Raw genomic sequence first — 12,876 nt, 5'->3', positions numbered from 1 at the left:
CCCAGATGAACCTAGAGCAGTATCTCCCCGTCCTCCTGTTCATTTTGGTGGGCGTCGCAGTCGGGGTGATCCCCCAGGTTCTCGGGTTCATCGTCTCCACCGCAGTCGGCTTCAACAAGCCCGACGCAGCCAAGAACTCCCCCTACGAGTGCGGGTTCGAGGCCTTCGAGGACGCGCGCATGAAGTTCGACGTGCGCTACTACCTCGTGGCCATCCTCTTCATCCTGTTCGACCTGGAAATCGCCTTCCTCTTTCCCTGGGCCGTCGCGCTCAAGGAGATCGGTGCCGTGGGCTTCTGGTCGGTGATGGTTTTCCTGGCCATCCTGGTCGTGGGCTTCGTCTACGAGTGGAAAAAAGGCGCCCTGGACTGGGAGTGAGCACGGCCCGGTCACGGGCGTGCAGAAGGAAGTACGGCAATGGCAAACGAAGGCATTCTCGACAAGGGCATCGTCACCACCACGGTGGATACGGTGATCAACTGGGCCAAGACCGGCTCGCTCTGGCCGATGACGTTCGGCCTCGCGTGTTGCGCGGTGGAAATGATGCACGCGGGCGCGGCCCGCTATGACATCGACCGCTTCGGCATGCTGTTCCGGCCCAGTCCCCGGCAGTCCGACCTGATGATCGTGGCCGGCACCCTGTGCAATAAGATGGCCCCGGCCCTGCGCAAGGTCTATGACCAGATGCCCGAGCCGCGCTGGGTCATCTCCATGGGCTCGTGCGCCAACGGCGGCGGCTACTACCACTACAGCTACTCCGTGGTCCGGGGCTGCGACCGCATCGTGCCGGTCGACGTCTACGTGCCCGGTTGCCCGCCCACCGCCGAGGCCCTGCTGTACGGAATCATCCAGCTGCAGCAGAAGATCCGCCGCACCCAGACCATCGCCCGCGCCTGAAGGACCCGCCTCGATGACGACTCCTGTCTACGCCGTTGATCCGCAGGCCCTCAAGGCGACGATCGAAAACACCCTCGGTGCCCTGGCCAAGCGCGTCGACCTCCACCTCGGCGAGGTCACCGTGACCGTCGCCGCCGCCGACTACCTGCAGGCCGCCAAGACCCTGCGCGATGCCGCCGGCCTGCAGTTCGAGCAGCTGATGGACCTGTGCGGCCTCGACATGTCCGAGTGGCGCAACGGCACCTGGGACGGCCCGCGCTACGCCGTGGTCTCGCACCTGCTGTCCGTGAGCCTGAACCAGCGCGTCCGCCTGAAGGTCTTCTGCCCCGATGACGACCTGCCCGCCGTCGACTCGGTCAACGGCCTGTGGAGCGCGGCCAACTGGTTCGAGCGCGAAGCCTTCGACCTGTTCGGCATCGTCTTCGAAGGCCACGCCGACCTGCGCCGCATCCTGACCGACTACGGCTTCATCGGCCACCCGTTCCGCAAGGACTTCCCGGTGTCCGGCCACGTCGAGATGCGTTACGACCCCGAGCGCCAGCGCGTGATCTACCAGCCCGTGACGATCGAGCCGCGCGAGATCACGCCGCGGATCATCCGCGAAGACAACTATGGAGGCCTCCAGTAAGGAGGACGACCATGGCAGAAATCAAGAACTACACCCTGAACTTCGGTCCCCAGCACCCGGCCGCCCACGGCGTGCTGCGCCTGGTGCTCGAGCTCGACGGCGAAGTCATCCAGCGCGCCGACCCGCACATCGGCCTGCTGCACCGCGCCACCGAGAAGCTGGCCGAGACCAAGACCTACATCCAGTCGCTGCCCTACATGGACCGCCTCGACTACGTGTCGATGATGTCCAACGAGCACGCCTACTGCCTGGCCATCGAGAAGATGCTGGGTCTGGAAGTTCCGGTGCGCGCCCAGTACATCCGCGTGATGTTCTCGGAGATCACCCGCCTGCTGAACCACCTGCTCTGGCTGGGTTGCCACGGCATGGACTGCGGCGCGATGAACATGCTGATCTACTGCTTCCGCGAGCGGGAAGACCTGTTCGACATGTACGAGGCGGTCTCCGGTGCGCGCATGCACGCGGCCTACTTCCGCCCGGGCGGCGTCTACCGCGACCTGCCGGAGACGATGCCGCAGTACAAGGCCAGCAAGGTCAAGAACGAGCGGACCATCCGCCAGCTCAACGAGAACCGCCAGGGCTCGCTGCTGGACTTCATCGAGGACTTCACGAACCGCTTCCCGAAGTACGTCGACGAGTACGAGACCCTGCTCACCGACAACCGCATCTGGAAGCAGCGCACCGTGGGCATCGGCGTGGTCACGCCCGAGCGCGCCCTGAACCTGGGCTTCACCGGCGCCATGCTGCGCGGCTCGGGCATCGCCTGGGACCTGCGCAAGAAGCAGCCCTACGACGTCTACGCCCAGATGGACTTCGACATCCCGGTCGGCAAGACCGGCGACTCGTATGACCGCTACCTGGTGCGCGTCGAGGAGATGCGCCAGTCCAACCGGATCATCCAGCAGTGCGTGGCCTGGCTGCGCGCGAACCCCGGCCCCGTCATCACCGACAACCACAAGGTGGCGCCGCCGGACCGCGAGTCCATGAAGTCCAACATGGAAGAGCTGATCCACCACTTCAAGCTCTTCACCGAAGGCTTCCGCGTCCCCGAGGGCGAGGCCTATGCGGCCGTCGAGCACCCCAAGGGCGAGTTCGGCATCTACATCAACAGCGACGGCGCCAACAAGCCCTACCGCCTGAAGATCCGCGCCCCGGGCTTCGCCCACCTGGCCGCCCTCGACGAGATGGGCCGCGGCCACATGATTGCCGATGCCGTGGCCATCATTGGCACCATGGACATCGTGTTCGGAGAGATTGACCGATGATTTCTGAAACCACCCGCGCCCGCTTCGATCGTGAAGTGGCGAAGTACCCCGCGGACCAGAAGCAGTCGGCCGTGATGGCCTGCCTGTCCATCGTTCAGCAGGAGCAGGGCTACGTCAGCCCCGAGAGCGAGCAGCAGATCGCCGACTACCTCGGCATGCCCGCGATCGCCGTGCACGAAGTCACGACCTTCTACAACATGTACAACCAGCGGCCGGTGGGCAAGTACAAGCTCAACGTCTGCACCAACCTGCCGTGCCAGCTGCGCGGCGGCCAGGAAGCCCTGCACCACCTGGAGCAGCGCCTGGGCGTCGAAATGGGCGGCACCACGGCCGACGGCCTGTTCACCCTGCAGCAGTGCGAGTGCCTGGGCGCGTGCGCCGATGCGCCGGCCATGCTGGTGAACGACCGCACCATGTGCAGCTTCATGAGCAAGGACAAGCTGGACCAGCTGATCGACGGCCTCAAGAAAGCGGAGCAGCAATGAGCATGAATGCCCAGCAAGTCCTGGCGCAGTTCCAGGCCACCGGCGTGCAGACCTGCTTCCACGGCCGCCACATCAACCCCCAGATCTACGCGGACCTGAACGGCACCAACTGGCGCCTGAAGGACTACGAGGCGCGCGGCGGCTACGCGGCCCTGCGCAAGATCCTTGGCAAGGATGGCGGCGAAGGCCTCACGCAGGACCAGGTGATCGCCACCGTGAAGGAATCCGCCCTGCGCGGCCGCGGCGGCGCCGGCTTCCCCTCGGGCCTCAAGTGGAGCTTCATGCCCCGCCAGTTCCCGGGCCAGAAGTACCTGGTGTGCAACTCCGACGAGGGCGAACCCGGCACCTGCAAGGACCGGGACATCCTCATGTACAACCCCCACATCGTGATCGAGGGGATGATCATCGCCGCCTACGCGATGGGCATCACCGTGGGCTACAACTACATCCACGGCGAGATCTTCCAGGTCTACGAGCGCTTCGAGGAAGCGCTGGAAGAGGCGAGGGCGGCCGGCCTCCTGGGCAACAACATCCTGGGCTCGAACTTCTCGTTCCAGCTGCACGGCCACCACGGCTTCGGCGCCTACATCTGCGGCGAGGAGACCGCGCTGCTCGAGTCGCTCGAAGGCAAGAAGGGCCAGCCGCGCTTCAAGCCGCCGTTCCCGGCCAGCTTCGGCCTGTACGGCAAGCCCACCACCATCAACAACACCGAGACCTTCGCGGCGGTGCCCTGGATCATCCGCAACGGCGGCCAGGCCTACCTCGAGTGCGGCAAGCCCAACAACGGCGGCACCAAGATCTTCTCGATCTCCGGTGACGTCGAGCTCCCCGGCAACTACGAGATCCCCCTGGGCACCCCCTTCAGCAAGCTGCTGGAGCTGGCCGGCGGCGTCTCCGGCGGCCGCAAGCTCAAGGCCGTGATCCCCGGCGGCTCCTCCTCCCCGGTGCTGCCCGCCTCCATCATCATGGAGTGCACGATGGACTACGACTCCATCGCCAAGGCCGGCTCCATGCTGGGCTCGGGCGCGGTCATCGTCATGGACGAGCGCCGTGACATGGTCGAGTCCCTGCGCCGCCTCTCGTACTTCTACGCCCACGAGTCCTGCGGCCAGTGCACCCCCTGCCGCGAAGGCACGGGCTGGCTCTGGCGCGTGGTGGACCGCATCCACAACGGGCACGGCCGCTCCTCCGACCTCGACCTGCTCAACTCCGTGGCGGACAACATCCAGGGCCGCACCATCTGCGCCCTGGGCGACGCGGCGGCCATGCCGGTGCGCGCCATGCTCAAGCATTTCCGTCACGAGTTCGAGGCCAAGATCCAGGCCGCCGAAGCAGCGAAGGCATAAGAACCATGGTTGAAATCGAACTCGACGGGAAAAAGGTCGAAATCGCCGAAGGCAGCATGGTGATGCATGCCGCCGAGAAGGCCGGCACCTACATCCCGCACTTCTGCTACCACAAGAAGCTGTCCATCGCGGCGAACTGCCGCATGTGCCTGGTCGACGTGGAGAAGGCGCCCAAGCCGATGCCGGCCTGCGCCACGCCCGTGACCCAGGGCATGATCGTCCGCACCAAGAGCGACAAGGCCGTGAAGGCCCAGCAGTCGGTCATGGAGTTCCTCCTGATCAACCACCCGCTGGACTGCCCGATCTGCGACCAGGGCGGCGAGTGCCAGCTGCAGGACCTGGCCGTGGGCTACGGCGCCTCGGCCTCGCGCTACGAAGAGGAAAAGCGCGTCGTCTTCCACAAGGACGTCGGCCCGCTGATCTCCATGGAGGAGATGTCCCGCTGCATCCACTGCACCCGCTGCGTGCGCTTCGGCCAGGAAATCGCCGGCGAGATGGAGCTGGGCATGATCCACCGCGGCGAGCACTCCGAGATCACCACCGTGCTGGGCGATACCGTCGACTCCGAGGTGTCCGGCAACATGATCGACCTGTGCCCGGTCGGCGCGCTGACCAGCAAGCCGTTCCGCTACAGCGCCCGCACCTGGGAGCTGTCGCGCCGCAAGAGCGTCAGCCCGCACGATTCCACCGGCGCCAACCTGGTCGTCCAGGTCAAGAACAACCGCGTGATGCGCGTGCTCCCGCTGGAGAACGACGGCGTCAACGAGTGCTGGCTGGCCGACCGCGACCGCTTCTCCTACGAAGCCCTGAACAGCGACGAGCGCCTCACCGCCCCGATGATCAAGCAGGGCGGCGAGTGGAAGACCGTCGACTGGCAGACCGCCCTCGAGTACGTCGCCAATGGCCTGAAGCAGGTCAAGGCCGACCACGGCGCCGCCGCCATCGGCGCGCTGGTGAGCCCGCACAGCACCGTCGAGGAGCTGTACCTGGCCGGCGCCCTGGTGCGCTCGCTCGGCTCCGAGAACATCGACTACCGCCTGCGCCACGCCGAGTTCACCTCGGGCGAGGGCGTGCGCTGGCTCGGCACCTCCATCGCCTCGCTGTCCAACCTGCAGCGCGCGCTGGTGGTGGGCTCGAACCTGCGCAAGGAGCACCCGCTGTTCGCCCTGCGGGTGCGCGGCGCGACCCGCAAGGGCGCCCAGGTGTCCTTCCTCCACGACGCCGAGGACGACCAGGCCATGGCCCTGGCCCACCGCGCCGTCGTGCCGGCCGGCGAGTGGCCCCTGGCCCTGGCCCGCGTGGCCGCCGCCGTCGCCGCCGAGAAGGGCGTCGCCGCCCCGGCCCAGGCCGAGGCCGACGACGCCGCACGTGCCATCGCCAAGTCCCTGCTGGGTGGCGAGCGCAAGGCCATCCTCCTGGGCAATGCCGCGGCGCACCACGCCAAGGCCTCCTCGATCCTGGCCCTGGCCCAGTGGATCGGCGCCCAGACCGGCGCCACCGTGGGCTACCTCACCGAGGCCGCCAACACCGTGGGCGCGCAGCTCGCCGGCGCCGTGCCGCGCGGCAACGGCCTGAATGCCGGCCAGATGCTGGCGGGCGGCCTGAAGGCCGCGATCCTGCTGAACACCGAGCCGGTCCATGACGCCGCCGACGGCCACCGCGCCGCCGCCGCCCTGGGCCAGGCCGAGATGGTCGTGACCCTCAGCCCGTTCAAGGCCAACCTCGGCTTCTCCGACGTGCTGCTGCCGATCGCCCCGTTCACCGAGACCCCGGGCACCTTCGTCAACGCCGAAGGCCGGGTGCAGGGCTTCCATGCCGTGGTCAAGCCGCAGGGCGAGGCCCGTCCCGCCTGGAAGGTGCTGCGCGTGCTGGGCAACCTGCTGGGCCTGCCGGGCTTCGACTTCGAGTCCGCGCAGGACGTGCTCCAGGCCGCCCGCGGCCCGCAGGACGCCGGCCAGGACTTCGTGCAGGGCGCGCGCCTGGACAACGCCACCGGCGCCGCCATCGACCTCACCGTGACCGCCGGCCGACCCGCCGCCGCGTCCATCTACCAGCTTGACGGCATCGTGCGCCGCGCGACGTCGCTGCAACTGACGGCCGACGCCCGCAAGGCCCGCGCCGCTGAAGGAGCCCCGGCATGATCGACCAGATCTACGAATTCGGTTACGGCCTGGTCGCCGCGCCCTGGTGGACCGCCATGGCCTGGCCCGTGGTGTGGAACCTGATCAAGATCGTCTGCGTGGTCGCGCCCCTGATGGGCGCCGTGGCCTACCTGACGCTGTGGGAGCGCAAGGCCATCGGCTTCACCCAGGTGCGCGTGGGCCCGAACCGCATCGGCCCGTTCGGCCTGCTGCAGCCCATCGCCGACGCGCTGAAGCTGATCACCAAGGAAATCATCCGCCCCTCGGCGGCCAACAAGGGCCTGTTCTTCCTCGGCCCGATCATGACCATCATGCCGGCCCTGGCCGCCTGGGCCGTGATCCCCTTCGGCCCCGAGACCGCGCTGTCCAACATCAACGCCGGCCTGCTGTTCCTGATGGCCATCACCTCGCTCGAGGTGTACGGCGTGATCATCGCCGGCTGGGCCTCCAACTCGAAGTACGCCTTCCTGGGCGCGCTGCGCGCCTCGGCGCAGATGGTGAGCTACGAGATCGCCATGGGCTTCTGCCTGGTGGTGGTGCTGATGGTCACCGGCAGCCTGAACATGACCCAGGTGGTCATGGTGCAGGACAAGGGCTACTTCGCGCAGATGGGCCTGAACTTCCTCTCGTGGAACTGGCTGCCCCTGCTGCCGATCTTCGTCGTGTACTTCATCTCCGGCCTGGCCGAGACCAACCGCCACCCGTTTGACGTGGTGGAGGGCGAGTCCGAGATCGTCGCCGGCCACATGATCGAGTACTCGGGCATGAGCTTCGCCATGTTCTTCCTGGCTGAATACGCCAACATGTGGCTGGTCTCCATCCTGGCCGTCATCATGTTCCTGGGCGGCTGGCTGCCCCCGATCGACTCGGCGCTGTTCAACTGGATCCCCGGCTGGATCTGGCTGGGCATCAAGACCTTCATCGTCGTCACGATGTTCCTGTGGGTGCGCTCGACGTTCCCGCGCTACCGCTACGACCAGATCATGCGCCTGGGCTGGAAGATCTTCATTCCGGTCACGCTCGTCTGGCTGATCGTCGTGGGCCTGTGGATGCAGACCCCCTACAACATCTGGAATTAAAGCCATGTCGACGCAAACCCTCGATCGACCCTCGGCGTTCTCCCTGAAGGACTTCCTGTCCAGCTTCATGCTGACGGAGTTGTTCAAGGGCCTGGCCATCACGGGCAAGTACGCCTTCGCCCGCAAGATCACCATCCAGTTCCCCGAGGAAAAGACCCCGCTGTCGCCGCGTTTCCGCGGCCTGCATGCCCTGCGCCGTTACGAGAACGGCGAGGAGCGCTGCATCGCCTGCAAGCTGTGCGAGGCGATCTGCCCCGCGATGGCCATCACCATCGAGTCGGACCAGCGCGCCGACGGCACCCGCCGCACCACGCGCTACGACATCGACCTGACCAAGTGCATCTTCTGCGGCTTCTGCGAGGAGAGCTGCCCGGTCGACTCCATCGTCGAGACGCACATCCTCGAGTACCACGGCGAGAAGCGCGGCGACCTGTACTTCACCAAGGACATGCTGCTGGCCGTGGGCGACAAGTACGAAGCCGAGATCGCTGCCAACAAGGCGGCCGACGCCAAGTACCGCTAAGAACAAGAAGAGAGAACTCTCATGGACGTCAAGACCGGTTTCTTCTACCTCTTCTCGGCGGTGCTGCTGTTCGCATCGTTCCGTGTCATCACCGCCCGCAACCCGGTGTACGCCGCCCTGTACCTGGTGCTGGCGTTCTCCCAGGCGGCCGCCGTGTGGCTGCTGCTCAAGGCCGAATTCCTAGCGATCACGCTGGTGCTGGTCTATGTGGGCGCGGTGATGGTGCTGTTCCTGTTCGTCGTGATGATGCTGGACATCAATATCGACAGCCTGCGCGCCGGCTTCTGGAAGCACTTCCCGCTGGCCGGCCTGATCGGCGCCATCATCGCCCTCGAGATGGCCGCCGTCCTCATGGGCGGCTTCCGCGTGACGGACGCCGTGCCGCAGCCCGCCGACGTGTCCAACACCCACGCCCTGGGCAAGCTGCTGTACACGCAGTACCTGTTCCCGCTGGAGATCGCCGCCACCATCCTGCTGGTGGCCATGATTGCCGCCATCGCGCTGACCCTGCGCGAGCGCAAGGACAGCCGCCACATCGACCCCGCCATCCAGGTGCGCGTCAAGGCCCGTGACCGCTTCGAAGTGGTCAAGATGCCCGCCACCGTCGCCGCCCCCCCGGCGCAACCCGAAGCCGCGCCGGAGGCCAAGGCATGACTCTCTCCCTCGGACACTTCCTCTCGCTGGGCGCGATCCTGTTCGCGCTGTCGGTGATCGGCATCTTCCTGAACCGCCGCAACCTGATCGTGCTGCTCATGGCCATCGAGCTGATGCTCCTGGCCGTGAACATGAACTTCGTGGCGTTCTCCTACTACCTGGGCGACATGCACGGCCAGGTGTTCGTGTTCTTCATCCTGACCGTGGCTGCCGCCGAGTCGGCGATCGGCCTGGCCATCCTCGTGCTGCTGTTCCGCGCCAAGTCGAACATCAACGTCGAAGAACTCAACACGCTCAAGGGCTGAAAGAACAAGAACCATGAGCCAGACCCTCAACGCATCGACCCTGCTCGCCGTTCCGCTCGCGCCGCTCGCCGGCGCGGTGCTGGCGGGCGTGCTGGGCACGAAGTTCGGCGGCAACCGCATCGGCCGTGCCGCCTCCCACAGCCTGACCATCCTGGGCGTGTTCATCGCCTTCGTGATCTCGGCGCTCACGCTCAAGTCCGTGGCCATGGACGGCGCGCGCTTCTCCGGCACCGTCTACGAGTGGATGGTGATCGGCGGCCTGAAGATGGAAATCGGCTTCCTGGTCGACGGCCTCACCGCCATGATGATGTGCGTGGTGACCTTCGTCTCGCTGATGGTGCACCTCTACACCATCGGCTACATGCAGGAAGACGAGGGCTACAACCGCTTCTTCGCCTACATCTCGCTGTTCACGTTCTCCATGTTGATGCTCGTCATGAGCAACAACCTGCTGCAGCTGTTCTTCGGCTGGGAAGCCGTGGGCCTGGTGTCCTACCTGCTGATCGGCTTCTGGTACAACAAGCCGAGCGCGATCTTCGCCAACATGAAGGCCTTCCTGGTGAACCGGGTCGGTGACTTCGGCTTCATCCTGGGCATCGGCCTGATCGCCGCCTACACCGGCACGATGAACTACGCCGAGATCTTCGGCAAGAGCGGTGAGCTGGCCAAGCTGGCCTTCCCGGGCACCGACTGGATGCTGGTCACCGTGATCTGCATCTGCCTGTTCATCGGCGCCATGGGCAAGTCCGCCCAGTTCCCGCTGCACGTCTGGCTGCCCGACTCCATGGAAGGCCCGACCCCCATCTCCGCCCTGATCCACGCCGCCACCATGGTGACGGCCGGCATCTTCATGGTGGCGCGCATGTCGCCCCTGTTCGAGCTGTCGGACACGGCGCTGAACTTCATCCTGGTGGTCGGCTCCATCACCGCCCTGTTCATGGGCTTCCTGGGCATCATCCAGAACGACATCAAGCGCGTGGTGGCCTACTCCACGCTGTCCCAGCTGGGCTACATGACCGTGGCCCTGGGCGCCTCGGCCTACTCGGTCGCCGTGTTCCACCTGATGACGCACGCCTTCTTCAAGGCCCTGCTGTTCCTCGGCGCCGGCTCGGTGATCATGGGCGTGCACCACAACCAGGACATCCGCTGGATGGGCGGCCTGCGCAAGTACATGCCGATCACCTGGATCACCTCGCTGCTCGGTTCGCTGGCCCTGATCGGCACGCCGCTGTTCTCCGGCTTCTACTCCAAGGACAGCATCATCGAGGCGGTTCACGCCACGAACCTGCCCGCTGCCGGCTTCGCCAACTTCGCCGTCCTGGCCGGCGTGTTCGTCACCGCGTTCTACTCGTTCCGCATGTACTTCCTGGTCTTCCACGGCAAGGAGCGCTACGACCAGAACCCGGACGCGCACCACGACGACCACCATGCGCACGACGACCATGGCCACGGCCACGGTGACGGCAAGCCCCACGAGTCCCCCTGGGTCGTGACCGTGCCGCTGCTGCTGCTGGCGATCCCCTCGGTGGTGATCGGCTACCTGACCATCCAGCCGATGCTGTATGGCGAGTTCTTCAAGGACGCGATCTTCGTGGACGCCGCCCGGCACCCGGCGATGGCCCAGATCGGCGCGGCCTTCCATGGCGCAGCCGCCATGGCCACGCACGCCTTCAGCACCGCGCCGTTCTGGCTGGCGCTGGCCGGCGTGGCGGTCTCCTACTACATGTACATGGTGAACCCGGCGCTGCCGGCCGCCATCAAGCGCGCGGCCATGCCGGTCTACACGCTGCTGGAAAACAAGTACTACATGGACTGGATCAACGAGAACATCCTGGCCCGCGCGGCCCGGGGTCTCGGCATCGCCCTGTGGAAGGGTGGCGACCAGGCCCTCATCGACGGCGCCGCCGTCAACGGCAGCGCGAAGCTGGTGGGCGTGTTCGCCTTCATCGTGCGCCGCGTGCAGACCGGCTACCTGTACCACTACGCGCTGGCCATGATCGTCGGCCTGTTCGTGCTGCTGACGTGGTTCGCCTCGCCGTGGTTCAAGTAAGCCAGTAGGAGAAGAACAAAAATGGGTCTCTTGAGCCTCGCCATCTGGACGCCGATCTTCTTCGGCGTCGTCCTCCTGGCCCTCGGCCGCGACGACCAGGCGCGCACGGTGCGCTGGATCGCGCTGGTCGGCGCCATCGTCAGCTTCCTGGTCACGCTGCCGCTGTACACCCGTTTCGACGCCTCCACCGCGGCGATGCAGTTCGTCGAGAAGGCGCCGTGGATCGCGCGCTTCAACGTCAACTACCACCTGGGCGTGGACGGCATCTCGCTGTGGTTCGTCCTGCTGACCGCCTTCATCACCGTGATCGTGGTGATCTCGGCGTGGGAGGCCATCACCGAGCGCGTGAACCAGTACATGGGCGCGTTCCTGATCCTGTCGGGCCTGATGATCGGCGTGTTCGCCGCCATCGACGCGATGCTGTTCTACGTGTTCTTCGAGGCCACGCTGATCCCGATGTACCTGATCATCGGCATCTGGGGCGGCCCGCGGAAGATCTACGCCGCGTTCAAGTTCTTCCTGTACACGCTCATGGGCTCGCTGCTGATGCTGGTCGCCCTGATCTACCTGTACAACAAGTCCGGCGGCAGCTTCGACATCGCGGCCTGGCACAAGCTGCCCCTGGCGGGCAACGTGCAGACCCTGCTGTTCTTCGCGTTCTTCGCCGCCTTCGCGGTGAAGGTGCCGATGTGGCCTGTGCACACCTGGCTGCCCGACGTGCACGTCGAGGCGCCCACCGGCGGTTCCGCGGTGCTGGCGGCCATCATGCTGAAGCTGGGCGCCTACGGCTTCCTGCGCTTCTCCATGCCCATCGCCCCCGATGCGGCGCACGAGTGGGCCTGGCTGATCATCGGCCTGTCCATCGTGGCGGTGATCTACGTGGGCCTGGTCGCCATGGTCCAGCAGGACATGAAGAAGCTGGTGGCCTATTCGTCGGTCGCCCACATGGGCTTCGTGACCCTGGGCTTCTTCATCTTCAACCCGCTGGGCGTGGCCGGCGGCATCGTGCAGATGATCGCCCACGGCTTCGTTTCGGGCGCCATGTTCCTGTGCATCGGCGTGCTGTACGACCGCGTCCACTCGCGCGAGATCGCCAGCTATGGCGGCGTGGTCAACACCATGCCCAAGTTCGCCGCCTTCGCGCTGCTGTTCTCGATGGCCAACTGCGGCCTGCCGGCCACCGCCGGTTTCGTCGGCGAGTGGATGGTGATCCTGGGCGCCACCCAGGCCAACTTCTGGCTCGGCCTGATGGCCGCGACCGCGCTGATCTTCGGCGCCGCCTACACCCTGTGGATGTTCAAGCGCGTCTACCTGGGCCCGGTCACCAACGACGACGTGCGTACGCTCACCGACATCAACGGCCGCGAGTTCGTGATGCTGGCGCTGCTGGCCATCGCGGTGCTGTACATGGGGATCCATCCCAAGCCCTTCACCGACGTCATGGACGTCACCGTCGCCGAGTTCCTCAAGCACGTGGCGGCTTCCAAACTGAACTGACACAAGA

General features: G+C 66.0%; 13 protein-coding genes. All 13 read left to right on the top strand.

The window, feature by feature from the left end:
* Positions 1 to 5: 5 nt before the first annotated feature.
* Genes ACT80S_RS02210 through ACT80S_RS02150 form a run of 13 tightly spaced genes read left to right on the top strand, consistent with a single transcriptional unit; the run spans position 6 to position 12,869 of the window.
* Positions 6 to 377 carry an NADH-quinone oxidoreductase subunit A gene (locus ACT80S_RS02210; RefSeq protein WP_377412026.1) on the top strand — a complete coding sequence of 124 codons (372 nt, stop codon included), beginning with the start codon at positions 6 to 8 and terminating at the stop codon, positions 375 to 377.
* A gap of 39 nt (positions 378 to 416) precedes the next feature.
* Positions 417 to 896, top strand: a complete 480-nt coding sequence (locus ACT80S_RS02205) for a NuoB/complex I 20 kDa subunit family protein (RefSeq protein WP_377412023.1) — start codon at positions 417 to 419, stop codon at positions 894 to 896.
* Between the two features lie 13 nt (positions 897 to 909).
* On the top strand, positions 910 to 1,524 hold the full coding sequence (locus tag ACT80S_RS02200; protein WP_377412021.1) for an NADH-quinone oxidoreductase subunit C: 615 nt from the start codon (positions 910 to 912) through the stop codon (positions 1,522 to 1,524).
* Between the two features lie 11 nt (positions 1,525 to 1,535).
* Positions 1,536 to 2,789, top strand: a complete 1,254-nt coding sequence (locus tag ACT80S_RS02195; protein ID WP_377412018.1) for an NADH-quinone oxidoreductase subunit D — start codon at positions 1,536 to 1,538, stop codon at positions 2,787 to 2,789.
* Entirely contained in the window at positions 2,786 to 3,274 is a 489-nt protein-coding gene (nuoE, locus tag ACT80S_RS02190; protein ID WP_377412016.1) for an NADH-quinone oxidoreductase subunit NuoE, read from the top strand. The genes ACT80S_RS02195 and nuoE overlap by 4 nt, the downstream gene beginning before the upstream one ends.
* 2 nt (positions 3,275 to 3,276) lie before the next feature.
* Positions 3,277 to 4,620: an NADH-quinone oxidoreductase subunit NuoF gene (gene nuoF / locus ACT80S_RS02185; RefSeq protein ID WP_377412624.1), complete on the top strand. Its 1,344-nt coding sequence runs from the start codon at positions 3,277 to 3,279 to the stop codon at positions 4,618 to 4,620.
* A 5-nt stretch (positions 4,621 to 4,625) separates the two neighbouring features.
* On the top strand, positions 4,626 to 6,761 hold the full coding sequence (nuoG, locus tag ACT80S_RS02180; RefSeq protein ID WP_377412014.1) for an NADH-quinone oxidoreductase subunit NuoG: 2,136 nt from the start codon (positions 4,626 to 4,628) through the stop codon (positions 6,759 to 6,761).
* Positions 6,758 to 7,840: an NADH-quinone oxidoreductase subunit NuoH gene (gene nuoH / locus ACT80S_RS02175; protein WP_377412012.1), complete on the top strand. Its 1,083-nt coding sequence runs from the start codon at positions 6,758 to 6,760 to the stop codon at positions 7,838 to 7,840. The genes nuoG and nuoH overlap by 4 nt, the downstream gene beginning before the upstream one ends.
* A 4-nt stretch (positions 7,841 to 7,844) precedes the next feature.
* Complete coding sequence (nuoI, locus tag ACT80S_RS02170) at positions 7,845 to 8,363, top strand: NADH-quinone oxidoreductase subunit NuoI (protein WP_377412010.1); 519 nt, start codon at positions 7,845 to 7,847, stop codon at positions 8,361 to 8,363.
* Between the two features lie 21 nt (positions 8,364 to 8,384).
* Positions 8,385 to 9,017 (top strand): NADH-quinone oxidoreductase subunit J, encoded by a 633-nt coding sequence (locus tag ACT80S_RS02165; RefSeq protein ID WP_377412007.1) that lies wholly within the window; start codon positions 8,385 to 8,387, stop codon positions 9,015 to 9,017.
* Entirely contained in the window at positions 9,014 to 9,322 is a 309-nt protein-coding gene (gene nuoK, locus ACT80S_RS02160; protein ID WP_377412005.1) for an NADH-quinone oxidoreductase subunit NuoK, read from the top strand. The genes ACT80S_RS02165 and nuoK overlap by 4 nt, the downstream gene beginning before the upstream one ends.
* 13 nt (positions 9,323 to 9,335) lie before the next feature.
* On the top strand, positions 9,336 to 11,372 hold the full coding sequence (gene nuoL / locus ACT80S_RS02155; RefSeq protein ID WP_377412003.1) for an NADH-quinone oxidoreductase subunit L: 2,037 nt from the start codon (positions 9,336 to 9,338) through the stop codon (positions 11,370 to 11,372).
* A 21-nt stretch (positions 11,373 to 11,393) separates the two neighbouring features.
* On the top strand, positions 11,394 to 12,869 hold the full coding sequence (locus ACT80S_RS02150) for an NADH-quinone oxidoreductase subunit M (RefSeq protein WP_377412001.1): 1,476 nt from the start codon (positions 11,394 to 11,396) through the stop codon (positions 12,867 to 12,869).
* Positions 12,870 to 12,876: the final 7 nt, after the last annotated feature.

The organism is Ramlibacter sp. MAHUQ-53 (assembly GCF_052600055.1).
This window is presented reverse-complemented; position numbering and strand designations above follow the sequence as displayed.